Genomic DNA, 26,335 nt, shown 5'->3' on the forward strand with positions numbered 1-26,335 from the left:
TGAAAGGAGAGTTTTATGCTTATTTTGAAACGAGGATTGTCTGTAGTGTTATTTTTACCCTGTTTTATTCTACGTATTCTTTTCCGTTACATTGGACTGTTAACGATTCTTACTAGTGGTTTTACTACCACTTTAATACTAATCGTTGCTCGAATTTTAGCTTTTATTTTTTTAGTTTACCCGATTGTGATTTTAACAACTGAAGAACTTAGAATGGAATGGGCAAGTTGGATTGCTTGGCTTTTATTTGGATTGATCGTTCTATTTTTCCATTATCTAGCTGCGTGGAACGAAGACTTAGGCAGTTGGTTTCTGGATTTTTCTAATTGGTTGAGCAGGGTACCAAGTAAACTGTGGGCTGAATAATTGATCCTATGCTAAAACGCCTTAACTTAAAAAAGCCAAGGCGTTTTATGGTATAATATACGAGATAGTAAAGGTTTATGACGGTGGCTAATCTCTGAAAAAGGGGTGATTGCCTATGTTGATTTTTGGCTATACTCCTAGAAAGGACTAGCTTTGACTATTTTTGAAGCGTTAATGTTTGCGATTACTTTTGCGACATTAATTCTAAAAATTAGTGATAAAAACAACAAAAAATAACCGTCAACTTTAGCCGAGTTTGGTTATTTTTTGTAAAAATATTTAACTATCGGTCACCGTCTTAAACGGTGCTATCATGAGGGCGTATGACTAGTACGTCCTCTTTACATGTTTATTATAACACATTCTCTACAAGAAGAAAGGCGGAAGCCTTTCTTTTTTTTTCAGCGCGCCTTAACGGCGGTGGCGGTGGGAGTTTGGCGCGCTGAAAAAAACGCTCTTTTCTTGATTTCTAATCAAGAAGATACTCGCTTTTAGCGAGTATCAGGTTTTTCTTATATTATGATGACAAGGCGTGCTGTAAATTCTCTTGCCATTGTCTGACTGCTTGTTTTATCTTTTCTGGTACTTCCTGACGGTTACGTTTTCCTTGTATTTGTGTAACCTGTTGATTTCGGTACTCTAATGTGAAGTAAGGCAAATTTGGCTCTTCTTTTTTCCGGATAAATACAATCGTTGTTGCCCCCTGTTTATGTTGCTCTAGATAACGTTGACTTCCCACACAGTGGTGTAAAATACTTCCCTCTTGTACAATCTCTTGCAATGAGTGAGGTGTGAGAAAAAGCAAGTCGTCAATCTCTGCTTCAAACACTTTGATTTGCTTTTTCCTTTCTTCGTACTCTTTTTCCTCAATCTCGCTTTTCAGAAGATTCAACGTATTCACAGCATTATCATGGGCTACTTGTAAATTCTCTGGGTAAAGAACCGTGTCATCATTGAGTGGAGTGTCTAATTCCTCCAACATGTGTAAGTAGTCCATATAATAGTCAAAACGTTCGCCCTTTCGTATAAACCACTTTTGAAACTTTGTTAAGTTCACTTCTTTCGGTAGTTGCTTAATTTGCGAATAATGCACGTACTTTTCTATTTCGTTTATCATAGGCGCATTTCGCTCTTTTAACGTTTTTTCTAACATGAATTCATGAAAGGTTGGATTTCTTGTTTTTAATTTTTGTTTATTCGCTTTTAGCCATTTCTTAGTAATTACTCTCATATCTGCTTTATGAAAATACAGTCCAAAAACGTTGCGATAGTCGTCAAAAATGATTTCATTCGCTAAGGTTGTGGCACCTATCTTTTGTAAAAACTCAATTTCGTTTCGGTATTTGTAAATATGAGCTAGTTCTTGACGTTCTATTTCAGGTAACTGTAAGTACTTTAATTCCGATACAGTGGTTAGTTTTTCTTGCCAGTTATTTGGATAGAATACTGTATTTGTATAAGCACTGCTCATAAAACCATAATTTGACAACAAGCCCTCATACCAGTCGCCATAGTTGTAATGGGCTTTGAGGTGGGTATCGTTTGAAAAACGCTCAAAGTTTGACTGTTCATAAATAAGCGTTTCTTTACCGTCCTTTATCGTGTGCCAATAGCTATACGTTTGAATTTCTATTCGTTTTTTACTGATAAGGATAATACCGAATGAATAAAATTTTGTAGGATAAGAGAGCCTTGAGGCCTTTGTTTTTCCATTCATAGGTGGGTATTTGTGACGTACACCAATCAAAAAATGCTTTGGGTGGGGCTAGTGGTTTTTGTATTTCCCGATTCATATTCATTACAACTCGAACAATTTAATTTGTTCGTCCACCTCTTTTCTTTGAGGTTTAGGCTCTTCTTTTTTTGCCGGTTGCTTTTTGGTAGTCGTCATTACTTTTCCGATGACTTTCATTTCGGGTAGTTTTTCAAGCATGAAATATTCCTTTATCCAACGAAATGCTACCTCGTCGGGCACCATAGCACTTGTTTGGTTTTCTGCTTGTTCTTTGGCTTTTCCCATGCAGTAAGTGACAGCGCCTTTTATGGTTCTATCTTCCTTTAGAATACCTTGAAAAAGGAATTCATCATTTTGTTTGCATAGCCAATTATGGATATATTCGACTGTATTGTCATGCTCGGTTTCTAGTTCTTTTAGCATTTTTTCGAGTGCTTGTTCTTGTGCAGTCAATGTACTTGTTAGGAAAAAGCGTTCATAAGAAAGTTTGTCACTAATTACTAGCCACTTGTATTTATTCCCTTGGTCTATTGTTTCGTCAATTGTTAGATAAAGGGAAGAATAGTTGCCGTCTGGGTTTTTAATCGCAATGGTGGCTTGTTCTGGTAGCTTTTCAAGATAAGAAAGCAACGTCACGACTGGATAAAGAGCTACTTCATAATTAGGATAGAAACATAAAAACTGGAAGGTTTTTCCGTTTCTTTCAATACTTTCTTTTCTGAAAGCTACACTGATGTAGCCTTGTGTGTCGTCAAAAATAGTGGTTGCTAGATTTTGATTGTATTGTTTAAGTGCGTGTATCAATTCTTTTACGGTTTGTATATTTTGAAAGTCCATAACGTTCCCTCGTTTCTTTTAAGCTTCCCCTCTTACATATGTAAGAGGGGAGCAAATTTTCGCTTGTCAAAGGTCAGTCGGTACGTTATACTTGAACTACGGTTAGTAATTCAAGTAAAGTCCTATTAGAAATCTTTTGTCGTTAGCAAAAGGTTTCTTTTTTTGTCTTTTTTTCGTGGAAATACTTTGATAATGGTTCAAAATCTTTCATATCTCCATTGCAATTCATAGTACTTACTAGCCACTCTCCAGACTGACGTTGTGCATATAAATAGCCGTTGTTATCAGAGCCACGATAAGGTGTAAAGGTTACTTTCCCTTCAACGAGTTCCGTCCAACCGTCAATTCGGTCAAGGTCAGTTAGCGTGAGGTATTGTTGTTCTCTTATTTCTTCTAATGATTGTGCAAGATACATTTCTGTTTCTGGTCGAACATATAGACAAAACTCGTGCCAACCACAACAAGTTAGTTCCCGACAGCCGACATTGTCGTATTCGTAAAGTACGTTTTCTTTCACACCTAAACAGGACAGGCCTTTTTTCTGATTGATAACTTTTTGAATTTTTTCAGGGTCTTGGTAATGTTCATATAAAACAGCGCCTACGCCCTCTATATAACCGTCCCAGTGACAATATATGCCTTGATACGTTCCGTCTGCTTGTTCTTTAAAAATTGCTGTTCGTGTTCCCATAAAAGCTCTCCTCTTTCGTTGTTTTAAATGATAAACTCTGTTGCTTCGTGATTATCTTCTGTCAAGATAATTTCTTGGTCGTAATACATGTTAGAAACCAATTCATGTGCGTGTTCTTCGCTTTCAGCAAATACAGAAACAGCTACCTCTAAGGTTTCAACAATTGTCACACAGTATTTTTTCTTTTTTTCTGCCATATTTATACGTCCTTCCATTCAATGTGATTTAAAAAGAATGCTAACTGATTCAAACGATTATTGGCATTTTTCAGACAACCATAGTTTAGTAACAATGTAGGCGTATCATTTTCAAGAATGGCTTTATTTAACTTCTGATATTCTTTACGTGCTTGCTCTAGCTGATTTTTTAGCTGTGGGTCGTTCATTTTTACTACTTCCTTTCTGGTATTCTATTATTTTTGGTAATCTCTATCAGTGTTTTTTGCGCCTCTAACGCAGTTAAAATTGGTAAGCAATCTCCTAAAGTCATACCGTTACCGACAATTACAAAAGGTTGAAGTAACTGCCCTACCGTCATTTTTTCGTCTGAATGAAAAAGAGTAAATTCTTTTTCTAAAATATTTTCGCCTTGTAACAAACATTCAATATACACTTTGCTAAAGTCGTAAAAACTTTCTATTGAAAATAATTTTTGAAGATAATATTCTACAGTTTCAAAATCAATGCAATCAAAATACAAATTATTTTCATCAATCAAAAAACATTGAGAGCGTAATGTGTTAAATAAATCTAAACATTCTTCTAAATCTAGCGATTTTAAATCGTTATTTAAATAACGATTAATGGATAAGCTATTAATGAAATTTTCTTTTTTGTTCATTGGTTCTCTCCTTTATTTTTTTGTTTTTGAGCAACCATTTTTGTCTGGCGTGAGGGAGGGAAGCTGTTCGCTTCTTTGGCTCATGCTAGGACGTGGGACACTATCCTCCTTTCGTTTTTAGATTTGATTGTTCATTTTCGCCAGTATGTTTCGGTCGGTTGCTGTGCCGAGAAAGAATCATAGACACCAAGAAAAGACAAGGGCGAACGGAGTGAGTTCATATACCCTTGTCTTTTCGACTGGCTATGATACTGTAACAAACAGCGACTGACCGGGACATACGACAATGAGCGGTCATAAAACGATTGAGAGGACACACGTCCGTAAAAGCATGAGCCAAAGAGGCGAAATTTTAATGCACTTAAAAGAACTAGACGCAAAGCGGCTAGTTCTTTCTTTTGTTTTGCCTTGCTTTAGCAAGGCATTTCTTTCGAGCGGCGGTGGCGGTTGGAGCGAGATAGAAATAAACACTAAACAAAGTAATTAGGTATGAAAAAATGGAAAGACGATTTTTCAGTGAATAGTCATAAAATAAACTAAGGATTTTATATAAAAAAATAAACGGGAATAAAAGAAGGGAGTTCTCTTTTATCTTCGTTTATTTTTTGCGTATTCCTTTAAATCGTCTACGTGATACAAGCGTACAGTAGGTCGTTCACCGTTTACATGTTTAATTTCAAAGTAAGGCTTAATTGCATTCAATTTTACGGATTGTGTGAAGGCATTTAATGATTGGCCTGTAATTTTTGCAGCACCTTGTTTATCTACCACATTGTTTTCTAAATAAGTTAAAACTTCTTCACGAGAAAGATCTTTCATTGAATTACCCTCCTATATATACTATACAAAATATAGTATATAAAAAACCAAAATTTGTCAATATTCCTCATTATTATACTATGCATTGTATACAATGTATGGTATAATAATTATAAAGATAAACAGAAACGAGGGATTCAATTGAATTTAGAAAAAATGAAAATGGAAGCAAGAAAAAGAATGAAGATTTTAGGTATTCATGAACCAACAATTGCACAATTTATTGAGGAAGGAAAAATTAGTTTTTCGGGAAAATCATATCTAGGCGCCAACTATTGGATCAACGAAGAACGAAAAAAAGCAATCGAAATTATCGAGAAAAAAAACAATATACTTGTATACTATGCGATTGAACAAAAGTATATGGGGGATATAACAATGTTGTACTTGTTTTATATATCTCCGTATGAAGAGGACTGGGAAATGGATTATCAAAGTATTGTAGAGAATTACCAATACACTTACGGCTTAAACGAAACGGATCCGTTCCTTTCAGAGTTTGGTGAAATCAAGTTTAAAAATATGTTTGGTGGTTTAGTAAAACAGTAAATATTTAGAAGTGATAGTACCAGTTGCTATCACTTCTAAAAAAATAATAGAAAGAGGTTTTTTAAATGATTAATAATGTGACTTTAGTAGGAAGACTTACAAAAGATTGTGATTTGCGTTATACGTCAAGTGGTGTAGCTGTTGCGGCTTTTACACTAGCAGTTAACCGGAATTTTACAAATCAAAATGGTGAACGTGAAGCAGACTATATTCAGTGTGTGATTTGGCGTAAACCTGCAGAAACTTTAGCAAACTATACACGAAAAGGAACATTGGTTGGTCTTGTGGGTAGACTTCAAACACGTAACTATGAGAATCAACAAGGACAACGTATTTATGTGACAGAAGTGGTTGTAGAAAGCTTCCAATTGTTAGAGTCAAAAGAAGTTAGTCAACAACGTGGTGTTAACGCTTCTAATCCTACACCAGTTGGACAGCAGGAAAGCAATACGCAACAACCCTTTCCAGATTTAGAAGGTAGTTCTATTGAGATTTCAGATCATGACTTACCGTTTTAAGGAGGATCGATTCATGGGTAATGAAAATTTACAAAAAATATATGCAGACAGTACAAAGAAACGTACAGCACAACAAACAAAATGGGAACGAGCTGTTGAAGGATTAACGTTTGATAGGTTAGAAAAAAAGAAAATTGAGTATTCTTTAAAACGGAAAAAAGTTAGGGAGTTAGGAAATGAAACTATTTATTGGAAAAAAGTGGCTACTGCTAACAGCAGCCACTTTGCTATTATCAGGATGCGCAAGTCTTGGACAAAAAGCACAAGATATTTCGAATGATGGTACTGGTAATTTTACTCAAACTATTTCGAACGATAATCGTATACCAGCTGAATTTGTCCGTCATGTTGATGGAGATACCACAGTGTTAAGAATAGACGGAAAAGAACAAAAGGTTCGCTTTTTATTAGTAGATACACCCGAGACTGTAAAGCCGAAAACAAAAGTTCAGCCATTTGGTTTGGAAGCTAGTAAACGTACAAAAGAACTTTTGTCTACTGCTTCAGAGATTACTTTTGAATACGATAGTGGCGATAAAACAGATCGTTACGGACGAGTGTTGGGGTATATTTTTGTAGATGGATCATTACTACAAAAAACGCTTGTGAGTGAAGGTTTAGCACGAGTGGCTTATGTCAAAGAGCCTAACACTAAGTATCTACTAGAATTAGAGGAAGCACAAGAAAAGGCTAAAAATGAGTCACTCGGAATTTGGAGCATACCAGGATATGTAACTGAAAGAGGGTTTAAATAAAGAATATGAAAAGCTGTAAGAACAAAATTTAAACGATAAAAAAAGAGTTTGTATCGGATTTCGCGAAGAATAAAGAAAGTGAGTGAAAAAGATGAACGAGCAAATAAGTTTGTTTGATTCAGACATTGATAAACGGTATCAATTTTATGGACATTATTGTAATGACGATTGGTCTACTAAAACAGCAATGGTGAATGGTGTTTCTGATATAGTGATGAGTTTTAGCATTGAACTTACCAAAGTTGAACTGAAAAAAATATGCAGAGATACAATCAAAATAGTCAGGTTTAAGTATGGATATTCCATTAAGTTTTTAAAAAATAATGTAAAGAAAGAGTTGTTTATCAGGTTTGATAACTACACAACGAGCAAAAAACGAGATGTCTTTGAACATATAAATTTATATTTTTAAATCGAAAGTGAGTGAAGAAGACTTATGCAGTAAAAATGTGTATAAAAAGAGAAAAAAGCAGATAAAAAATTATTTGCTTTTTTTTACTTATATATTTTATACGATAAAAAAACGTGGTTTTTAGTTTGAAAACCCTGTAAGATTATTATATGGACCCGTTTAGTGTAAATATAAAAGGTGTTCGTTTTCTTAGGGGGTATTTTAATAAAAATTGAGGAGTGAAAAAATGAATAAGTTTCAAAGTTGGCTTATGGCCAATAAAAATCTGTTAATTACAAGTGTAGTTATGTGTCAAGTGTTAGTTTTAAGCATAGGAATAATCAATTTTCCTTATATTGATGACACAGGCAGGCAAATTGATGGCAATACGGACTTTGCAAGAAGTTATTCTCGTTGGGGTAGCGAAATTGGTTCTTGGTTAGTTCAAGGGAGTAGACACCTTACGGATATGGGGTTATGGATGCATATTCTTTCTGGATTCATTGTATCAGTAACAGGGATTATCATTGTTTACTCTTTTCATAAGAAGCTATCTCTTTTAGCTTTAACAGCAGCCATGTTGGTTGGCTTTAATCCTTGGTTTTTACAAAATTTAAGTTTCAGGTTCGACAGTCCTTACATGTCTTTGAGCCTTTTATTTTCTGTTCTTCCATTTCTATTTTGGAATAAAAATAAAGTCTTATTTTTAGTTGTTTCTATTTTAAGCATTTTTTTGATGTGTAATACTTATCAGGCGTCTTCGGGGATCTATGTCGTGATGGTGTTAGCATTATCACTGAAGCAGCTGTTAGACAATCAATCGTTAAAAAAGCGATTGTAGCTATGATTAGCTATATAAGCGCCATGTTTCTTTATCTTATTGAAACAAAATTTAATCCTGAAATAGCAACGCGAGGTGGTATGACAACAATCGCGAGCGTTAAGGATATACCCAAAACAATCCTGGTAAATAGTCAAATGTATCTGTCAAAAATAACTGAGCAGAGTACAAAACTATGGATACTTTTGTTTTTTATTCTAGTAATTTTCTTTGTTTTAAGTACTGTTCTTAATGCGAAAGTATCGCCTGTTAAAAGCTTTTTATACGCAGTGTTATTTCTATTTTTAGGCTCTATTTTGAGTTACGGCGTCTTTTTAATCTTTCCGGAAAAGCTTTTGTTAATTTCGCCTAGATACGGCTATGGATTTAGTTTTTTGTAGTTTCAATTATCATGCTTACTTTGGCAAATACTTCTAAAAACGTGCTAGGATATGTGTCAAAAACAGCGGTTTGTCTTTTCTGTGTTTACCTTTTATCTTTTACATTTGTTTATGCTAGTGCGTTAAGCCACCAAAAGGAATCTTTTGAACGACAAAGTATGATATTAGCCGATGATTTAAAAGACCTAGTGAACCGTGACACGGTGACCGTGCATAGTACGTCTTTATTTAAGGATTCGCCAGTATTTGTTAATAGTTCGAAGAATTATCCTATATTAAAAGAACTGGTTCCACCAAATGAAGCCCTTTATTGGCAAATCAGTTTTTATTTAGAACGTACACTGGTTTAAAAGTGAACATGGAGATCTTTGATATTAACGCGTTGAATAAAGAAGAAAGTGAGTTAATGAAATCTAATTATTACCATGACATTTATGTAAAAGATTCAGAAGTATTTGTTCATGTTAAATAATCTTGAAATAAAAGTAATATCAAGGCAATTGAAAGGCCAAGGTAGATACTGTAAAATAAAAATAGCTATTTCAGATTTAACTATTTTCTTATAGACTGAATGAATTGATCGTTCAGTTCTATGAGTATTTGTTAGAAATGAAAGGCTAAAATAAGTTAAAATGAAATGGCTAAGAGCCGAAGAAACTTCAATCCTAACAGTATTGTGGTTTTTTAGGATGGGATAAACGTTAAATAGGGATTTTGACAATAAATAACTTTAAATATTGTTATTATTGTAATAAATAAAAAAAGAAAGTAGGGAGTTAAACATGGAAATTACTTTTTCTAAAAAATCAAAGATCTTCTGTCTGGCAATGTCGCTATTGATGGTATTGAGTCTATTTGCCAGTGCTGGTACAAGTGTATATGCTAGTGAATTAGATAATGAGATTAGCAAAGAAGATAAGGCTATATTAGACAACATAGACGTCAATTCATTTTATTCAGATGCAAACAAAGGATTGGATGAATTCTTTTCAAAAGCTGTTTCTGTAAATCCCACAAACGGTAAATTTATTGTGAATGAAAATGGTATTAAAGATATGTTTGGCAGTGGAGTTGAATATAAAGCTATTTTAGACTTCATAGAATTTTTTAATGATGATAACAACTTTAATGAACTTGGTAGATTTGAGTTTAGAAATAATATTAGTACATTGGCACAAGGTGCTATACCGATACAACCTCGTGCTGGTGGAGCATTAGCTAAATGTGCTGTAGATTGGGCTAAAAATACATTTGGAGTGGGTATTAGTGTAGCAGCATTTAAATCCGTGCTGAATACTTATGGTTTTGCTAGGGCAGCAGCATGGTTAGCAGGGAAGGTAGCTTCTGCTGCCGGGAGAAATGTAGCTGCTGTTTTGACATTAGTGTACACAGCGATGACTTGCGCTTCTATAGAAGCTGAATAAAAAAAGAAGGGCTAAAGTTTAGCCCTTCTTTTTTCTTGCCAAATCAGTAGTAATGCAGAAATTACACTAATTATACCTGTGACGTAAAAGATATTTTTTGAGATTATTGCTGTATTAGACATGAAAAATATTTTTATTAAAATAATTAAAAACAAAAATAGTGACCATAAGCGAACAACCTTATCAAAGAAAACTATTAAGGTATTAGAAATATTATCGTTGTTTTTCATAAATTGCTGGTCCTTTCTAAATTAGATTATATCTAGCCTGTTTATTTTAGTATATATTAATAGTGTTACTTCTGCAAAAATTCAATAATATATAAAGACATTAAAAAAGTATTCTACTATCAATTAAGTACCAACAGGGTATACTCTGTTGGCTCTTTTTCTATTCTAACTATTTACTAAGTATGTAGTAGGTCATTTAAGTTGAGCATACTTTATTTGTATAAACTTTGAATATGATTAAAGTATTTAGGTTAGTAATTTTTATGTATCAACAGTTCCTGTTATAAAATAAAAATAGCTAGTTTTTTAGTTAATATATCTTTTTATGTCAGTTAGGAACTGTGATATTTAAATTGAATGTTCATATATTGTTTTAGCCATTTTGTGGATAGTTTAAATTTGATAAAAAAGAGTATTGGGTGTACTATTTCAGTGACTGAATTAGTATATAGGAGGAATTGATTATGTGTACAGCAATTACTTATGTATCAAAAGATCATTACTTTGGAAGGAATTTTGATTATGAAATTTCTTATAATGAGGTGGTTACTATTACGCCGAGAAATTATAAGTTTTCATTTCGAGAAGTTGGAAATTTAGATCATCATTTTGCAATAATTGGAATTGCTGCTGGGATTGCTGATTATCCGCTTTATTATGATGCAATAAATGAAAAAGGATTAGGAATGGCTGGATTAAACTTTTCAGGCTATGCAGATTATAAAAAAATTGAAGAAGGAAAAGAAAATGTTTCTCCATTTGAGTTTATTCCTTGGGTATTGGGACAATGCTCTACTGTAGATGAAGCAAAAAAATTATTGAAGAATCTTAATTTAGTAAATATTAATTTTAGTGATGAACTTCCGTTATCCCCTCTCCATTGGCTGTTGGCGGATAAAGAGCAATCTATTGTGGTTGAAAGCACGAAAGAAGGCTTACGTGTATTTGATAATCCTGTAGGCGTATTAACAAATAACCCAACATTTGATTACCAATTATTTAATTTAAACAATTATCGTGTACTTTCAACTAGAACTCCAAAAAATAATTTTTCAGATCAAATAGAGTTAGATATTTATAGTAGAGGAATGGGTGGTATTGGGTTGCCAGGAGATTTATCATCAGTATCTAGATTTGTAAAAGCAACTTTTACTAAGTTAAATTCTGTATCAAGAAGTTCAGAATATGAAAGTATTAGCCAATTTTTTCATATTTTAAGTTCTGTCGAACAACAAAAAGGATTGTGTGATGTTGGTGATGAAAAATATGAGTATACGATTTATTCTTCATGTTGTAACCTGGAAAAGGGAATTTATTACTATCGTACGTATGACAATAGTCAAATTACTGCTGTGGATATGAATAAGGAAAATTTAGAGAAGGATAGCTTAATTGTTTATCCAATGGTGGAAACACAACAAATTAACTATGCTAATTAATTTGTTGTAATTCTTGTTTTTATAAGTATTTTCGAAATGATTTTAAATAAACGGGAATAATAGAAGAGTAGATTTAAGTTATTGATAACTACTAGGTAATTGATGATAAATTAAACAAATTAGATGCTTTAAGGAAAGATGACAAAAAAAGTACAGTATTACATGAAAAAGTGGATTTTTGAGAAAAAAGGGTTTAACAATTAATATCAAAAACAACTATTCTTATAAAACGAATAGTTGTTTTTTTGTATTCATATTTTCTATAAAAAAATGAATAGTAAACGCTTGTAATTTTTTAATAAGAAGGATAGCTTGTTATAAGAGTAACTACGATTGTCCGCATAATTTTTTTGAAGTGTAAAAAAATATAGAGTTATAAATGTGATAGGTGTATTAGTATTTATTTAAAAGACTAAAAAATGTGAAGGAGTTTGAATCGAAATGAAAAAAGTATGTGCTATTTTAATGATTTCTGCGTCAGTTTTAGGAATGGTGCCCAGTAATGTACCAATTTTTACAGCAGAAATAAATTATGCGCATGAAAATGAATTACAAATGAATCCGTTTGTTATAGCGTTTATCGATAAAGTGAAGCAAAATTTAGTTTTAGATGATAATTATCATGCAGTAAAATTAACTGAGCCTGCAACGGATGAGAAGATTCAAAAATTGTACGCAGAAGCTACAGCACTATTAGTAAAACAATCAAGTGTTTTATCGAGTGAAGAGAAACAAATTATTTATCAACTGGTAGATAAATAATTTGTTAAAGGCTATGAGGAATGAATTAAAGAAAGACCAAAATCAAGCGTATGAGGAAGAAAAAATTAAGTATTATCAACAGCAATTTAATGAATTGTTTAATGATTCGAATAATCAAATGTTAAAGGAGACAATTACTGGCTCCCAATTATTAACATTATTTGAAAGTTTTATTGAATATAAATCCGAACGTAGAAATCGGGACGAAAATATCATGAATCGTATTTCGAATTTATTTGAAGTTTTAAATGGTGCTATTGTTCTTTGGTCAAATGAGTTGGAAAAGAAAGTTGATGATTTATTTTCAGTTAGGGAGGAAGCATTAAAAGAAACAGTTTCTCAATCAGACATTGAGCAATTGGCAAGTGATACAGAAGAATTAGATAAGTTGGGTGTATCATATGCTTATGTAGAAAAAATTACACATAAAGTAAAATTGGTAGCAAAAGCTGTTAAATTTATTTATGAAATGCCGCAAGATACACTTGTTCGTGAAATTTCTATAGCATCTACTAAGCAAGAAGAATAATGAAAGTAATTTGTTTGGCTGTTTACATCATAAAAAATGTTATTTTATAAAAGAATTGCTAAAGCTTTGCAATAAAGAATCTATTGATATGATTAGTTTTTTCGTATTTTTTAAAAGAAAAGACTTTTGGAATCTCAACATTTGTTTTAAGTAGGGATCATGAATATAAGTAAATAAGAAAAAATAGTATTAACAAATTATACTGAATAAACAAAAGAAGTAGTAGTTCCATTAATGTCAGGAGAATTGAAATGAGTGATTTAATAAAATTACCGAATATAGGAGTAGTTTTAGAAAAGAAACTACTTTTAGCAGGAATTGAAAACCAAGAAAAGCTAAAAAAAATCGGGAGTAAAGAAGCTTTTTTTCGTATACGATTGCAAAGTGACTCAGATGCATGTTTACATATGCTTTATGGGTTGGAAGGAGCAATAGAAGGTGTAAATGATATTTGTTTATCTCAAGAAACAAACGAAGAATTGAAAGCATATTATAATTCATTAAAATACCTTTACATTATTTCTACTAAAAATAACTAACTAGTTTATATTAGAAGTTCTGTTTATTCAAACATTAAAGGAAGAAAAAGGTTTGTATGCAAATTTATGCTCATGAAAGAGGTAACCCTTATGGATGCACATATTTTATAAGTTTTCATGAAATAGAGTTAGTGATACTGTTAGTGTGGAAAGATAATTTTTTTACTTATAACAAGGAAGAAGTGGAAAATAATTTAAATAAGATGGCCGATGTAAGCACCTCAGCAAAAAGAACAATCTATCAATTCATTGAAAAGACTAATTCTTTGTTGTATCTATCCTATAAAGAATTACATTAGAATAACAAACCAAAAAGCAAGCCCGTAGCGAATAGGCTTGCTTTTGGTGTATCTGTACGTTTTAATATGGGATACTTTTAGTATGTTTTCGTTTCTATATATTTTTTCTATTGTAATAGATATCAAAAAATAAGAAGTAATTCATTGGAAAAGATATTTTGAGTAGTTAAATTATTTTTTTAGTTATGATAAACTATAGCTATAAAAAGTTTTAGAAAAAGAGCCAAAAAAAAACACACATTTTTAACCAAAGGGGTTAACAAATGTATGTGATACAGAATCATAGTTTGTTGTCCAAAGGGGACAATCAAATTACACATTCAATATAACATGAATCTGTACATAATGCAATAGTCAAATATAGGATATTGAGGAGAATACTAGTGAAAGAAACAGTATCGGTTTTTATGGATGAAAGTGGCAAAAATAAAAATGAAATTAGTCTGATTGGAAGTGTGGTCGTCCCTAATAATTTTTATTGTTCAAAAAGTGTTATGGAGCTAAATGATAAACTAAAGAGAGAAGAAATAAGTTTCCATTTGACCGATTATAAAAAAAGTCAATTAAAAGATTATTTAAACTTATTTGATTTATTTGTTTCAAATGAAAATTTACTTCGATTCAATGTAGTAGCTTTTAAGCGTGGAAGATTTAGTAATCATATGTTGAAAGGAAAAATTGATGATATGGTATATTCAAAAATACCAGAGCGATCAATCTATGGATCATTGAGAGGGTACAGTTCATTTACTGAGGTTGAAGCAAATATCTATATTGAGTACGCAACAGATTATGAAAAAAGAGGTTTAGATAAGTTAATTAAGAATCAGCTTAATATTCATTCTTTGTATAGATACGATCATTTTAAAGTGGTTAAAGCAAAGCTAATATATAAAAATACTGAAATTGGATTAGAATTTACTGATGCTTGTTTAGGTGTTTTAAGGAATATAATTGAAAATAGAGATGTAAAGACAACAAGTAGTAGTAAAGTTAGTAGGACCTTAATTTACAAAAAGCAGTTGGTTTATGAACTTATTAATAGACATAGAAACTTTTTTGAGCATATTGATTTATTTGAATTAGACGATAAAGGATTACTTGAACGAATTGATATGCGTAAATATATAAATCTTTTCCAATCAAAATATCTAAAAGAGAAGGAGTTATATGGTGAGGTAGCAGAAGTATACGGAGATTCTAAATATCATGTGAAACGAAAACCAAGAAAAATTCCTTATAGACAATGAGGGCAAATTTATCATAGTTATTGTTATTAAAAATGTGAGGTCAGAAACTTAAAAGTTTTTGACCTCTTTGTTTTTTCGTGCTATACTTGGAATTGTCATTTTTCTTTTTAAATGGCATAATTTTTTTATTTTATTTGACATAAACTATAATATTTAATCGCTAAAAAATCATTCAAAATAATTGAGTGATTTTTTTAGTTCTTAATTTTATAATGAAGTGTTCATAAAATCACCCGTTTCTGTACACAGTGTTTTTTTATCTAGTTTTTAAATTTTTAACTTCTTTTTGTGTCCATAACCTCATATCAAAATCTATGTTCAATTATACTAGTTATTTAAAGTTATGTTACAATAGATTTTGTAAAGGAGTGATTTTTTTGAAAATAGGATACGCCCGGGTCTCTATTGGTTTACAAAATTTAGATTTACAAGAAGATAGCTTAAATAAATTTGGCTGCGAAAAAATTTTTACAGATCATATGAGTGGTGCAAAAGTAATCGACCAGGATTAGAAACAGCCATTGATTTTGTTCGATCTGGAGATACACTTGTCGTTTGGCGTTTAGATCGTCTAGGCAGAAATATGGAAGATTTGATTTCAATCGTCAATCGTTTGAATAAACGAGGTGTTAGTTTTCATAGTCTTCAAGAAAATATAACAATGGATAAATCAAGTTCTACGGGACAGCTTATGTTTCATTTGTTTGCAGCATTTACAGAATTCGAACGAAATCTAATTTTAGAAAGATCTGCGGCAGGACGCGAGGCTGCTCGAGCAAGAGGTCGATTTGGAGGTCGTCCTGAAAAGTTAAAAGCACAAGATTTAGAATTACTAAAGACTCTAGTTGATAGTGGAACACCGATTAAAACCATTGCCGAACGTTGTAATGTTTCTCGAACAACGATTTATCGCTATTTAGATAAAATGGAGGAAAAAATGAAAAAACAAATGCTCACTAGTTTTTCAGACCAGCAAAGAACAGATGCGATGAAAAAATATAAAATTATTTAGCCTTATCTTAATAAACAAGAAACGATAAAAGAAATATCTATTAAAAATAAAGTACCTATTTGTACACTTTATCGTTGGATACAAAAATATGAACATGATGGTTTAGTGGGTTTAATTAGAAAGACGCGAACTGATTTTGAGCAAATTAAGGTTTCTGAGGAAGTTTGCAAAAAATTAGAAGAATTTGTATTGAGATACAGAAAATAAGTACAAAGACATTGTCTCGAAAAAGTACTTCCTATTATAAAGAGAACAAACTGGATATACCGAGTTATTCTCAAATTTATAAATTAAGGAAACGGATTCCCAAAAGTCTCATTCAGTTAGCTCATGAGGGAGAACAAGCATATAAAGAGAAGTATGATTTAATTGCTATAAGGGAAACAACACGACCAAATGAAATTTGGTAAGCAGATCATACCTTATTAGATATAAATTTACTTGATGAAAAAGGAAATATCAATCGCCCCTGGTTAACTATTATATTAGATGACTATAGTCGAGCAGTAGTTGGTTATTATTTGAGTTTTTCTGCCCCTTCAGCAATCAATACCGCTTTAACCTTACATCAAGCTATTTGGACAAAAAAAGATTCTTCATGGCCAATATGTGGCATTCCTGAAAATTTTTATACTGATCATGGAAGTGATTTTACTTCAAATTTTATGGAACAAGTTGCTGTTGATTTGAAAATAAATCTCATTTTTTCTTCTATAGGAATTCCAAGAGGTCGTGGAAAAATTGAGCGTTTTTTCCAGACGATTAACCAAGTATTTTTAGAAGGATTACCAGGATATATTGAAAATAACTGCAACGAAAAATTATTTACGATTCAAAACTTTAAAGAGAAACTACATTCTTTTCTTATCAATGAATATAATCAAACGAGTCATTCTTCTATGTAAAGTAAGTCCGATAAAAAATGGAGTGAGCAATCATTTTTACCGAATATGCCTAATAGTTTAGAAGAGCTAGATTTATTGTTGTTAGAAATACCAAAAACTCGAAAAGTTCACTCTGATGGGATTCATTTCCAAGGTTTACGATATACCAATCCTAATTTATCTGCGTTTGTTGGAGAACCTGTTTTAATTCGGTATACACCAAATGATTTAGCAGAAATTAGGGTATTTTATAAAAATAAGTTTCTTTGTAATGCCATTTCTCCAGATATTTCAAATTATGAAATCAATATGGAGGATCTAGTTTTTGCTAGAAATAAACGAAAAAAATTACTAAAACAAAAAATACTAGCACCAAGTTCTGTAGAATTACTAATTGAAGAGAAAAAATATGAAGAAATATCTACCCCACCTAAGAAATCAACTTTAAAGAGATACTACAATGAATAAAACCTTTATTGAAACAAAAGAATATAAACGATTTGCTGAATTTTGTGACGCATGTATTAAGTATAAGTATATTGGAATTTGTTACGGTGCTCCTGGCGTAGGTAAAACATTATCTTCAAAGTATTACTGTAATTGGGATAATATAGAAAAACAAATTGCCTATCATCGTGCTGATGATATTGGAAAAGACGCAACAGACGAAATATTAAGTGCAAATAAAGTATTCTATACCGCTCCAGCTGAAAAAATGACTCGTATTAGTTCAGATATCGATAGATTATCAACTAGGGTTGATATGGTTAAAACAATGCATTTAGTTTTTAAATACAATCAAAAGGAAATTTATGCTTCAGATTCTTATGAAGGAATTGATTTAATTATTGTCGATGAAATCGATCGATTAAAACTTCAACATTTAGAACAGCTAAGAGATATTTATGATAGAAATGATTTAGCAATGATTCTTATCGGTATGCCTGGAATTGAAAAAAGATTATCTCGTTATCCTCAACTGTACTCGCGTATAGGTTTCGCACATGAATTTGATAACCTTAGTAAGGACGAAACGCATCATATCTTGGAATACAAATGGGCAGATTTAGGAATTGATATAAAGCTAGAAGATTTTTCTGATTATGAAGCTATCACAACTATCATTAAAATCACAAAAGGGAATTTTCGACTTATTCATCGTTTGTTTGCACAGATTGATCGTATTTTAAGAATTAATCAAATGGATAAAATTACTGTAGAAGTAGTCGAAGCAGCAAGAGATAGTTTAGTGATAGGCATATAAAAAACTATCAAAAGTTGGTAGCTTTTGTCATTTATTGCTGGAAATTTTTGCCATTATAGAAAAGTGACACGTGCTTCACATACGACTGAAACAACTGAAATGCTCTCAGATATGCTATTGAAAAAATGTTTAGAAGAAAAAATATTACTTCCAGGTGTATCCATATTTCAACGTTTTATTTCCAAAATTGTTGAACAGGCAGAAGATCAATTGATGAATCAACTCTCTCTTATACCTTCTGAAGAAGAGTCAGAGAAGTTATTAAATTTACTTAGTCTTATGGGTACGCCTGTTCAAGGGGCATTCACTAAAATGGATATTTTACGAGCTCCTTTAATTGATGAAGGTAGGAAAGAAACCACTCGTGGTTTTCATCGATTAAAGGAATTCCAGCAGTTTCATACAAGTGAATGGGATTTCTCAACTATCCCTGAAGGAAAAGTAAAGCATTTAGCTACCTACGCTTTTAAAGCCAAATCAAGCCTTATTCAAAGAATGAGTATTCAGAAAAAATTAGCCCTTTTAGTTGCTTTTGTGTATGAGTATGAAAAGATTGCTACAGACGAATTGCTTACAGCTTTAATAAAATATTATGAGTCAATTTTTAGACGAGCAAAAAATAAAGAATCAAAAGAGCGACTACGAACGTTAAAAGATTTGGATCGTGCAGCATTTACTCTATCTGAAATAGTTGAACTATTTTTAGACGATTTTATTGAAATTGATTGTCTGCGAAGCCGAGTGTTTGACCAATATCCAGCAGAGGATATTGTAAATGCGGTGTTTCAAGTAAAGAAACTTGTTAAAAATGAACAAGAACCTATTGCAATCGCAGAATTAATTCAATCTTATCGTAAAATTCGAAAGTTTATTCCTTTGATTATTGAAACATTAACAATAGAAAATGGCCACTATGGTGAAGATTGTATGACAGTGTGGTACTTAATTCGACGTAGATTTCCAAAGCCCATTACCTTTAGACAATTTGAATCTGTTGAAAATCATATACCAAAGAAATGGGCCTATTATATTCACTCTAACCCTAATGAAGTCAATCAAAGTATGCTTATTCTAGGTGTTGAGTTACTAATCCAAAGCTTGAATAAACATGATATATTTGTACCTAAAAGTGAAAGATTCATTGATCCAATGAGTTGTTTAATCAGTGAAGATACGTGGGAACAGCAAAAAGAAAGTTTACTCTCTCAATTGGAATTACCTAGCTCTTCTGCTGAAGCAATAAAACAATTAGAAGAAGATTTAAGTCTGTCTTATAACGAAACAATAAAAAAATGGTCTCATTCTGAAATGGCTAGAATTGAAAAACAGGAGAACAAAGATAAAATTATCGTGTCTAAACTCCGAAAAACACGTGAACATAAGGAAGATACGCAGTTCAAAAATCGCGTAAAAGCATTAATGCCCAAAATTGATCTTCCAGATTTATTATTGGAGGTAAATCAAGAACTTGATTTAACCTTCTGTTTCCACCATATTAATGAATCGAATACGCGTATGGATCACCTAGATATTAGTGTTCTAGCAGTACTTTTAGCAGAAGCCTGTAATATTGGTTTTTCTCCAGTATCTAAAGAAGGAATCGAGAGTTTAAAACATGATCGGCTAATGTACGTCAATCACCAATATGTTCGATTGGATACACTGTCAGCATCAAATAAAAAAATTATTTCTGCATACAAAAAACTTCCTATTTCTCTTGTATGGGGAAATAATTAAATGGCTTCGGCCGACGGTATTCGTTATACCACACCACAACGTTCCCTATATTCTAGAAGTAATCCAAAATATTTGGCCTTGGTCGTGGAATCACATTTTACAACTTTGTTTCTGATCAATATATTGGATTTCATGGAATGGTTGTTCCAGGAACATTGCGTGATTCTTTGTACTTATTGGATGGTTTTTTAAATCAAACAAGTGGCTTAGAACCAAAACAAATCATGACAGATACAGCCGGGTATAGTGATTTGGTGTTTGGACTTTTTGGATTGTTAGGCTTCCAATTTAGTCCACGAATTGCAAACAATCACGGAACAAAACTTTGGCGAATAGACTTAACTGCAGACTATAAAATGTTAAATGAAGTTTCTCAAAACAAAATCAACACTACTCGAATAGAAAAAACTGGGGCGAAATACTTCGAGTAGCAGCTTCTTTAAAGTCAGGAAAAGTGAATGCGACAGAGTTAACAAAAGCACTTCAACGAAATGGTCAACCAACAGAGCTAGGGAAAGCCATTATTGAATATGGAAAAGTATACAAAACAAAGCACCAATTGCGCTATATTTCTGATGAGATTTATGCAAGACAGATTTTAGAACAGCTGAATAAAGGAAAAGCAAGGCATACATTATGTCGCCACATATTTTATGGGAAAAAGGGCAAACTATATCAAACCTATATTGACGGAATGGAAGAGCAATTGACGGTTCTTAGTATTGTGACAAATGCAATTATTTATTGGAATACGCTCTATTTAGAAAGAGTAATTGACCAAATGCGTGTAGAAGGATTTGATTGTTCAGAAGAGAAAATCAATAAATTATCACCACTTCTCTTTGAGCATATTAACTTTGTTGGTAAATACTCTTTTCGATATGATCCTTCCTTGAAAAATGGACATTTGCGTCCTTTAAATACACACTAAAATGTTCGTGTTTTAAATCCTACCGCTATTTTCTGTACGGATGTTCCAGTGTCCCCCATATATTTTGCGCGGAAAAAAATAGATAGAATTATGAAATGGAGATATTTTCAACTAAATAAAGTATTTAGTTTTGGAAAGTAACATAACGATTAAGTGTTAGTGTAGTCTAATTTGTTCTTAAAGCTGACTACATTGATAGTTATAGAAAGAATAGAGAAATATGAAATTTTATTGGGAAATTAATCCAGAGGATTTATTAAAAAACAGAAAATTTTATCAAAAATTTAGTGATTATGGAAAAGATAAAATATCAAAATGTGCATATAATTTAATACCTATGTACAGAAAATATGCAGAAATATGGCGGAAGTAAAGAAAATAGAGAATCCTTCTACAGTTACTTCTTCTAAAGTAGCTGTAGAAGAAGTAAATACAAAAGCTAGCAAGCCGTTGAAGGTGTTAGTAAAAAATTAGAGTCTTTAGATACAAATAACTAACAGAAAAAAATATTAGGAGGAATTTATTATGACAGATAAAGGAAAAACAAAAGAAGTAGCTTCTGATGGGAAAGACAAAGTCGAATATATTGTTGAAGGCATAAAAGAAAATCTGGATAAATAATCCATAAAAATATATTTTTGAGGGTTAAGTTCAAGTTTTATACTAGATAGATTCAATACTGAACTCGAAGGGAAAACTCACCGTTTCAAAAAAATATATGCTCTATAGTAATTGATAGCCGTTATAAAGATTGATTATCAGCACTAGAAAAATCACTATTTGGAAGACAATCGTTACTTTTTGTGGTGAGAGGATGGCGCTGGTCTTTGCCCCTAGTAAACCGCCAACAATTGCGGCTGGAATCACGAACCATAAAATCTTTAAGTCATAGAATCCAAATCCTGTGGTCCCGGCGATTGTCACAATTTTCGCTAATTGAGAGAAAAAAATTGTACAAATAGAATAGACGGTCGCTTCTTTGATGGGCAAAGCAAACATCAGCATCAATAAGGAAACATTGATCGGTCCGCCGCCGATTCCTAGAAGACTGGCTAGAAAACCAAGGACTAGACCACAGAAGCAATACCAGAAGTTTTTTTTCAGTTGAAATCCGGGACAGTCATATTTGGTATAAAATAAAGCAAACAGCAGTGTCACAACGGTCAAAAAGATCTGAATCATTTGTACCTGATCTTCATTCTGAAATAAAAGCAGCAGGTGATCAAAAGCGACATTGCCCAAGATGCCTCCTAAGACGGCACCGCCTGAAACCCAAAGGACGATTTGCCAATTGATTTTACGTCCACTAGCCAACTGTCTTGCGGTAGAAACCAGCGACATGGTAAACACGGCTACGGTAGAATAAAACGAGATGGCCGCAACAGAATGGGCACCGATAAAATCAAAAATGGGTTTGATCAGAACACCGCCCCCCATGCCTGAAACGGCCCCCACTGTATTTGCCAATACGATCACGATAAAATAAATAATCCCAATCACACTCTAACCCCCTGTAACAAACCTAAAATCCGATTGATCTGCGGCACAAATTCCTGCAAGAGTTGCTGATAACCGCAATAGTCCCCGTCCACATAGATGGCATCTTTCATTCGTTTACAGCCGCCACGACACATTTTTTGAAATGGGCAACTCAGACATTTCTTTGGCATTTCGGGCCGTTGACACACAAACGTTTTTGCAATGTCCTGTTCAAATAACTGACGTAAAGTCTGTTCTTGAATATACCCCATGCGATACTCATCCAGCACATAAAAATCACAAGGATACACACTGCCATCTGCTTCAATGACATATTGAACCTGACAGTTTCCTAAAATCCCGCAGGCAGTGACTTGTCGCTTGATCAATAGATTCAAAAGATCATCAAAAAGCTTAATACTTATATAATGCCCCTCTGCTAATTCTTGCAGCCATAACTGCAAAAGTTGGTGGTAAAATCCTGCAAAACGTTTTGGTGTAAGGGCATAACTATTTTTTTCTTTGGCATCTAAATCATCCAAACAAGGAATAAACTGGACAAAATCGATTTGTTGTTCTTTTATAAAGCGAAAGATTTTCTTAGCTTCTTTAGCCAATGGATTTGTCAGGACACAAAGCACATTGTACTTAATCTCATATTGATCAAACAGCTGCTTTGTTTTTAACACTCGTTGAAAAGTTCCTTCTCCTCTAGAATCGACTCGGTACAGATCATGATAAAGTGGATGCCCATCGATTGAGAGCCCGACTAAAAAATTATGTTTTTTTAAAAAAACACACCATTTCTCATTGATTAGTATGCCATTCGTTTGAATTGCATAATGGACCTGAACTTTCTTTAGCTGTTGATCCACTAACTGCGTTATTTTACGGAAGTAATTGAGACCTGCGATTGTTGGCTCTCCACCTTGAAATGCTAATGTCAATTGATCACCATCTTCTAAGTCTGCATATATACTTTTAATCATTTTCTCTGTCATTTCTTCTTTCATTTTGCCAAACGAGCAGACTTCCCGCAAGGAACTGACATTAGCATAGAAGCAGTAGCTGCAACGAAGATTGCAGAGGGAAGATGCTGGCTTGATCAACACTGAAATATGTTTCATGATAATGGCCTCGATTCTAAAAAAATATTTACAATTAATAAAAATTACTACAGCAAGTAGAAACAAGTGAGAGACACTTAATTATTAGATAGGAGTTGAATTTTATAAAAATTCCATTTTTTATGACTTTCAACATATTCTATAGGTTTATTATTCTCAGATAAAGAAGTTAATTTAGTTTGAAAGACAACTGGTTCGGTTTCATTTATTTTTAGCTGTTTACATATATTCTTAGGAGCAGGAAATAGAATTTCATTTGTTTCTATAAAGCTTTCTTCATTTAAATCAACATCATAGTCTAATTTCAAACGCTTGTAAATAGAATTGTAATAATCAATGTCTGGATAGTTGGGATTTACATATTGTTCTGGTAAATAAGATTTATGGTAGATATAAGGGATTTTATCCGCTTCTCTAATTCGTTCAATTCGATAATAATATGAATCAGTTGTTAATTTTAATACATCTAATATTTGCTTTTTATTCTCACGTGTAATTGAAAGTACATGTACTTTATCATTGTTAAATGAAAATATTTCTATATCAGAAAATTTTACTATTTTTTCTTTTCTTGCACGTGAAACAAAAGTTCCTATTCCCTGATAACGTACAATATAACCCTCTTGAACTAGTTCTTTTAATGCACGAATTGCTGTTATAGAGCTTACATTGTATTTATTTATAATTTCTGATTCTGAATAGAATCGATCACCATTATGAAACTTACCAGTAACAATTTGTTGCTTCAACTCATTCTTAATCTCTAGATATTTTGGTTTTATTATACACGCCTCCAGTAAGCTTTTTGTATTTAATATTAACATATTTTATGAAATTTGTTGACTTTTTTTATGAAATTTGTTGACTTTTAATCCTTACTATCTTAATATACTTAGTATATTAAGATAGTAAGGTGATCAATCAAAGATGGCTACATTTGAGATAAAAGAAGAATTTTTATTGAATGGAAAAACATTTAGAATAATGTCTGGTGCAATTCATTACTTTCGTATTCACCCGTGTGATTGGGAACACTCTTTGTATAATTTAAAAGCGCTAGGATTTAATACGGTAGAGACGTATGTTCCTTGGAATTTGCATGAGCCCCAAAAAGGAGAATTTCAATTTGAAGGCATATTAGATTTAGAGAAATTTTTGACATTAGCTCAAAAGCTAGGTTTATATGCAATTGTACGCCCATCTCCATATATTTGTGCTGAATGGGAATTTGGAGGCTTTCCGTCTTGGCTACTCCGTGAACCTATTCATATTCGAAGAAACGAAACCGTTTACTTAAAATATGTGGCAGATTATTATGATGTTTTGATGAAAAAGATTGTGCCACATCAATTAGATAATGGTGGAAATATTTTGATGATTCAAATTGAAAATGAATATGGATCTTTTGGAGAAGAAAAGGATTACTTGCGTGCAATAAGAGATTTGATGATTGATAGAGGAGTTACAATTCCTTTCTTCACATCTGATGGACCGTGGAGAGCTACTTTACGAGCAGGTAGTATGATTGAAGATGACATTTTGGTTACTGGTAATTTTGGTTCTAAAGCAAAAGACAACTTTGACTCTATGAAGCAGTTTTTTAAAGAACATGATAAAAATTGGCCACTGATGTGTATGGAATTTTGGGATGGTTGGTTTAATCGTTGGAAAGAACCAATTATTCAACGAGATCCACAGGAACTCGCTGAAGCGGTAAAAGAGGTATTAGAACAAGGAAGCATTAATCTATATATGTTTCATGGAGGAACGAATTTTGGGTTTATGAATGGTTGTTCAGCAAGAGGAGTGATTGATTTACCACAAATTACTTCTTACGATTATGGCGCACCATTGGATGAGCAGGGGAATCCAACAGAAAAGTATTATGCATTGCGGAAAATGATTCATGACAATTATCCAGAGATTAAGCAGTTAGATCCTGTCATTAAACCCACGATTGAAAAGAAAAAGATTTCTTTGACGAATAAAGTAAGTCTTTTCGCGACTTTAGATACCATTAGTCAACCGGTTCAATCAAAGTATCCAAAGACGATGGAAGAATTGGGACAAAATACAGGTTATCTACTTTACCGAACAATGATAGAGAGGGATGCAGAGGAAGAACGATTACGGGTAATTGATGGCAGAGATCGCAGTCAATTATTTTTGAATCAAAAATTACAAGCTACCCAATATCAAACAGAAATAGGTGAAGATATACAAGTTAGTATGATAGAAGAAATCAATCAAGTGGATATTTTGATTGAAAATATGGGACGTGTCAATTATGGACATAAACTCTTTGCGGAAACGCAAAAAAAAGGAATTAGAACAGGAGTAATGGCAGACTTACATTTTATTACAAACTGGCAACAATATTCACTGCCTATGGAGAATTGTAAAACTGTGGATTATTCAAAAGGATGGCAGCCTCAACATCCAAGTTTTTATCGATATGAGTTTCTTTTAGAGGATATCGGTGATTGTTTTATTGATTTAAGTAAATTTGGTAAAGGAATTGTCTTTGTTAATCAGACCAATATCGGTCGTTTTTGGGAAGTAGGTCCAACGCTTTCACTGTACATCTCTAGCGGTTTTCTAAAAGTTGGTAAGAATGAAATTGTTATTTTTGAGACAGAAGGCACCTATGAACCAGAAATCAATTTATTAAAAGCACCATTATATAAAGAAATGAAAGAGGGATGAA

The 26,335-nt window shown here is 32.5% G+C and carries 27 protein-coding genes and 4 pseudogenes; 21 read left to right on the top strand and 10 right to left on the bottom strand.

The genetic code is table 11. From position 1 onward, the window contains the following. Positions 1-15: 15 nt before the first annotated feature. Entirely contained in the window at positions 16-366 is a 351-nt protein-coding gene (locus IGK70_RS03715) for a hypothetical protein (protein ID WP_002390234.1), read from the top strand. Positions 367-883: 517 nt separating this feature from the next. Here the strand turns inward: IGK70_RS03715 and IGK70_RS03720 are convergent. From IGK70_RS03720 to IGK70_RS03750, 7 genes and pseudogenes are all read right to left on the bottom strand, one after another. After that, positions 884-2,165: pseudogene (locus tag IGK70_RS03720) on the bottom strand (PcfJ domain-containing protein). Next, positions 2,165-2,938: a Cas9 inhibitor AcrIIA9 family protein gene (locus IGK70_RS03725; protein ID WP_002393733.1), complete on the bottom strand. Its 774-nt coding sequence runs from the start codon at positions 2,936-2,938 to the stop codon at positions 2,165-2,167. Before IGK70_RS03725 ends, IGK70_RS03720 begins: the two are co-directional and overlap by 1 nt. A gap of 142 nt (positions 2,939-3,080) precedes the next feature. Next, positions 3,081-3,629, bottom strand: coding sequence for a hypothetical protein (locus tag IGK70_RS03730; protein WP_002395037.1), 549 nt, complete (start codon positions 3,627-3,629; stop codon positions 3,081-3,083). A 23-nt stretch (positions 3,630-3,652) separates the two neighbouring features. Then, entirely contained in the window at positions 3,653-3,844 is a 192-nt protein-coding gene (locus tag IGK70_RS03735; protein ID WP_220421732.1) for a DpnD/PcfM family protein, read from the bottom strand. Beyond that, positions 3,829-4,014, bottom strand: coding sequence for a hypothetical protein (locus tag IGK70_RS03740; RefSeq protein ID WP_002360847.1), 186 nt, complete (start codon positions 4,012-4,014; stop codon positions 3,829-3,831). The genes IGK70_RS03735 and IGK70_RS03740 overlap by 16 nt, the downstream gene beginning before the upstream one ends. Positions 4,015-4,019: 5 nt before the next feature. Continuing rightward, entirely contained in the window at positions 4,020-4,469 is a 450-nt protein-coding gene (locus IGK70_RS03745; protein WP_002367705.1) for a hypothetical protein, read from the bottom strand. Between the two features lie 588 nt (positions 4,470-5,057). Continuing rightward, positions 5,058-5,288 (bottom strand): hypothetical protein, encoded by a 231-nt coding sequence (locus tag IGK70_RS03750; protein WP_002360849.1) that lies wholly within the window; start codon positions 5,286-5,288, stop codon positions 5,058-5,060. Between the two features lie 54 nt (positions 5,289-5,342). Here IGK70_RS03750 and IGK70_RS03755 point away from each other — a divergent pair, with 54 nt between their 5' ends. The 19 genes and pseudogenes from IGK70_RS03755 to IGK70_RS03845 all read left to right on the top strand — a co-directional run. Continuing rightward, positions 5,343-5,837, top strand: a complete 495-nt coding sequence (locus IGK70_RS03755) for a PcfR (RefSeq protein WP_220420449.1) — start codon at positions 5,343-5,345, stop codon at positions 5,835-5,837. A gap of 65 nt (positions 5,838-5,902) precedes the next feature. Then, a complete protein-coding gene (gene ssb, locus IGK70_RS03760) occupies positions 5,903-6,355 on the top strand; it encodes a single-stranded DNA-binding protein (protein WP_002393727.1) in 453 nt (150 codons plus the stop codon). 13 nt (positions 6,356-6,368) lie between these two features. Then, complete coding sequence (locus IGK70_RS03765) at positions 6,369-6,635, top strand: hypothetical protein (protein ID WP_220420462.1); 267 nt, start codon at positions 6,369-6,371, stop codon at positions 6,633-6,635. Continuing rightward, entirely contained in the window at positions 6,532-7,110 is a 579-nt protein-coding gene (locus tag IGK70_RS03770; RefSeq protein ID WP_010712136.1) for a thermonuclease family protein, read from the top strand. The genes IGK70_RS03765 and IGK70_RS03770 overlap by 104 nt, the downstream gene beginning before the upstream one ends. Positions 7,111-7,201: 91 nt before the next feature. Continuing rightward, positions 7,202-7,522 (top strand): hypothetical protein, encoded by a 321-nt coding sequence (locus IGK70_RS03775; protein WP_010712137.1) that lies wholly within the window; start codon positions 7,202-7,204, stop codon positions 7,520-7,522. 226 nt (positions 7,523-7,748) lie between these two features. After that, positions 7,749-9,194 (top strand): annotated as a pseudogene (locus IGK70_RS03780) (glucosyltransferase domain-containing protein). A 310-nt stretch (positions 9,195-9,504) separates the two neighbouring features. Then, positions 9,505-10,146 (top strand): hypothetical protein, encoded by a 642-nt coding sequence (locus tag IGK70_RS03785; RefSeq protein ID WP_010712139.1) that lies wholly within the window; start codon positions 9,505-9,507, stop codon positions 10,144-10,146. A gap of 694 nt (positions 10,147-10,840) precedes the next feature. Further along, positions 10,841-11,815: a choloylglycine hydrolase gene (bsh, locus tag IGK70_RS03790; protein ID WP_002355428.1), complete on the top strand. Its 975-nt coding sequence runs from the start codon at positions 10,841-10,843 to the stop codon at positions 11,813-11,815. Positions 11,816-12,256: 441 nt separating this feature from the next. After that, positions 12,257-12,577 (top strand): hypothetical protein, encoded by a 321-nt coding sequence (locus tag IGK70_RS03795; RefSeq protein ID WP_010712140.1) that lies wholly within the window; start codon positions 12,257-12,259, stop codon positions 12,575-12,577. A gap of 1 nt (position 12,578) precedes the next feature. Continuing rightward, the gene (locus IGK70_RS03800) at positions 12,579-13,106 is read left to right on the top strand and encodes a hypothetical protein (protein WP_025189330.1); all 528 of its coding nucleotides are present in this window, start codon (positions 12,579-12,581) and stop codon (positions 13,104-13,106) included. Positions 13,107-13,357: 251 nt separating this feature from the next. Beyond that, on the top strand, positions 13,358-13,645 hold the full coding sequence (locus IGK70_RS03805) for a TfoX/Sxy family DNA transformation protein (protein ID WP_010712142.1): 288 nt from the start codon (positions 13,358-13,360) through the stop codon (positions 13,643-13,645). 56 nt (positions 13,646-13,701) lie between these two features. Then, positions 13,702-13,944: a hypothetical protein gene (locus IGK70_RS03810; protein WP_010712143.1), complete on the top strand. Its 243-nt coding sequence runs from the start codon at positions 13,702-13,704 to the stop codon at positions 13,942-13,944. 383 nt (positions 13,945-14,327) lie between these two features. Next, positions 14,328-15,194 carry a hypothetical protein gene (locus IGK70_RS03815; protein WP_010711377.1) on the top strand — a complete coding sequence of 289 codons (867 nt, stop codon included), beginning with the start codon at positions 14,328-14,330 and terminating at the stop codon, positions 15,192-15,194. A 377-nt stretch (positions 15,195-15,571) separates the two neighbouring features. Continuing rightward, a pseudogene (locus IGK70_RS03820) lies at positions 15,572-16,154 on the top strand (recombinase family protein). A gap of 109 nt (positions 16,155-16,263) precedes the next feature. Then, on the top strand, positions 16,264-16,413 hold the full coding sequence (locus IGK70_RS03825) for a hypothetical protein (protein WP_310576090.1): 150 nt from the start codon (positions 16,264-16,266) through the stop codon (positions 16,411-16,413). A gap of 314 nt (positions 16,414-16,727) precedes the next feature. Further along, the gene (locus tag IGK70_RS03830) at positions 16,728-17,111 is read left to right on the top strand and encodes a transposase (RefSeq protein ID WP_010712146.1); all 384 of its coding nucleotides are present in this window, start codon (positions 16,728-16,730) and stop codon (positions 17,109-17,111) included. A 45-nt stretch (positions 17,112-17,156) separates the two neighbouring features. Further along, complete coding sequence (locus IGK70_RS03835) at positions 17,157-17,558, top strand: Mu transposase C-terminal domain-containing protein (RefSeq protein WP_010712147.1); 402 nt, start codon at positions 17,157-17,159, stop codon at positions 17,556-17,558. Next, on the top strand, positions 17,551-18,354 hold the full coding sequence (locus IGK70_RS03840) for an AAA family ATPase (protein ID WP_220421808.1): 804 nt from the start codon (positions 17,551-17,553) through the stop codon (positions 18,352-18,354). Before IGK70_RS03835 ends, IGK70_RS03840 begins: the two co-directional genes overlap by 8 nt. A 63-nt stretch (positions 18,355-18,417) precedes the next feature. Further along, a pseudogene (locus IGK70_RS03845) lies at positions 18,418-21,022 on the top strand (Tn3 family transposase); the annotation flags it as partial. Positions 21,023-21,745: 723 nt separating this feature from the next. Here the strand turns inward: IGK70_RS03845 and IGK70_RS03850 are convergent. The 3 genes from IGK70_RS03850 to IGK70_RS03860 all read right to left on the bottom strand — a co-directional run bounded on the left by IGK70_RS03850 (position 21,746) and on the right by IGK70_RS03860 (position 24,413). After that, the gene (locus IGK70_RS03850; protein WP_010712153.1) at positions 21,746-22,522 is read right to left on the bottom strand and encodes a sulfite exporter TauE/SafE family protein; all 777 of its coding nucleotides are present in this window, start codon (positions 22,520-22,522) and stop codon (positions 21,746-21,748) included. Next, on the bottom strand, positions 22,519-23,628 hold the full coding sequence (locus tag IGK70_RS03855) for a radical SAM/SPASM domain-containing protein (RefSeq protein ID WP_010712154.1): 1,110 nt from the start codon (positions 23,626-23,628) through the stop codon (positions 22,519-22,521). The genes IGK70_RS03850 and IGK70_RS03855 overlap by 4 nt, the downstream gene beginning before the upstream one ends. A gap of 77 nt (positions 23,629-23,705) precedes the next feature. Then, on the bottom strand, positions 23,706-24,413 hold the full coding sequence (locus tag IGK70_RS03860) for a GntR family transcriptional regulator (RefSeq protein WP_025189331.1): 708 nt from the start codon (positions 24,411-24,413) through the stop codon (positions 23,706-23,708). Between the two features lie 142 nt (positions 24,414-24,555). Here IGK70_RS03860 and IGK70_RS03865 point away from each other — a divergent pair, with 142 nt between their 5' ends. Next, on the top strand, positions 24,556-26,334 hold the full coding sequence (locus tag IGK70_RS03865; protein ID WP_010819853.1) for a glycoside hydrolase family 35 protein: 1,779 nt from the start codon (positions 24,556-24,558) through the stop codon (positions 26,332-26,334). Position 26,335: the final 1 nt, after the last annotated feature.

The organism is Enterococcus sp. DIV0358 (genome assembly GCF_051713465.1).
Classification (GTDB): Bacteria; Bacillota; Bacilli; order Lactobacillales; family Enterococcaceae; genus Enterococcus; species Enterococcus faecalis.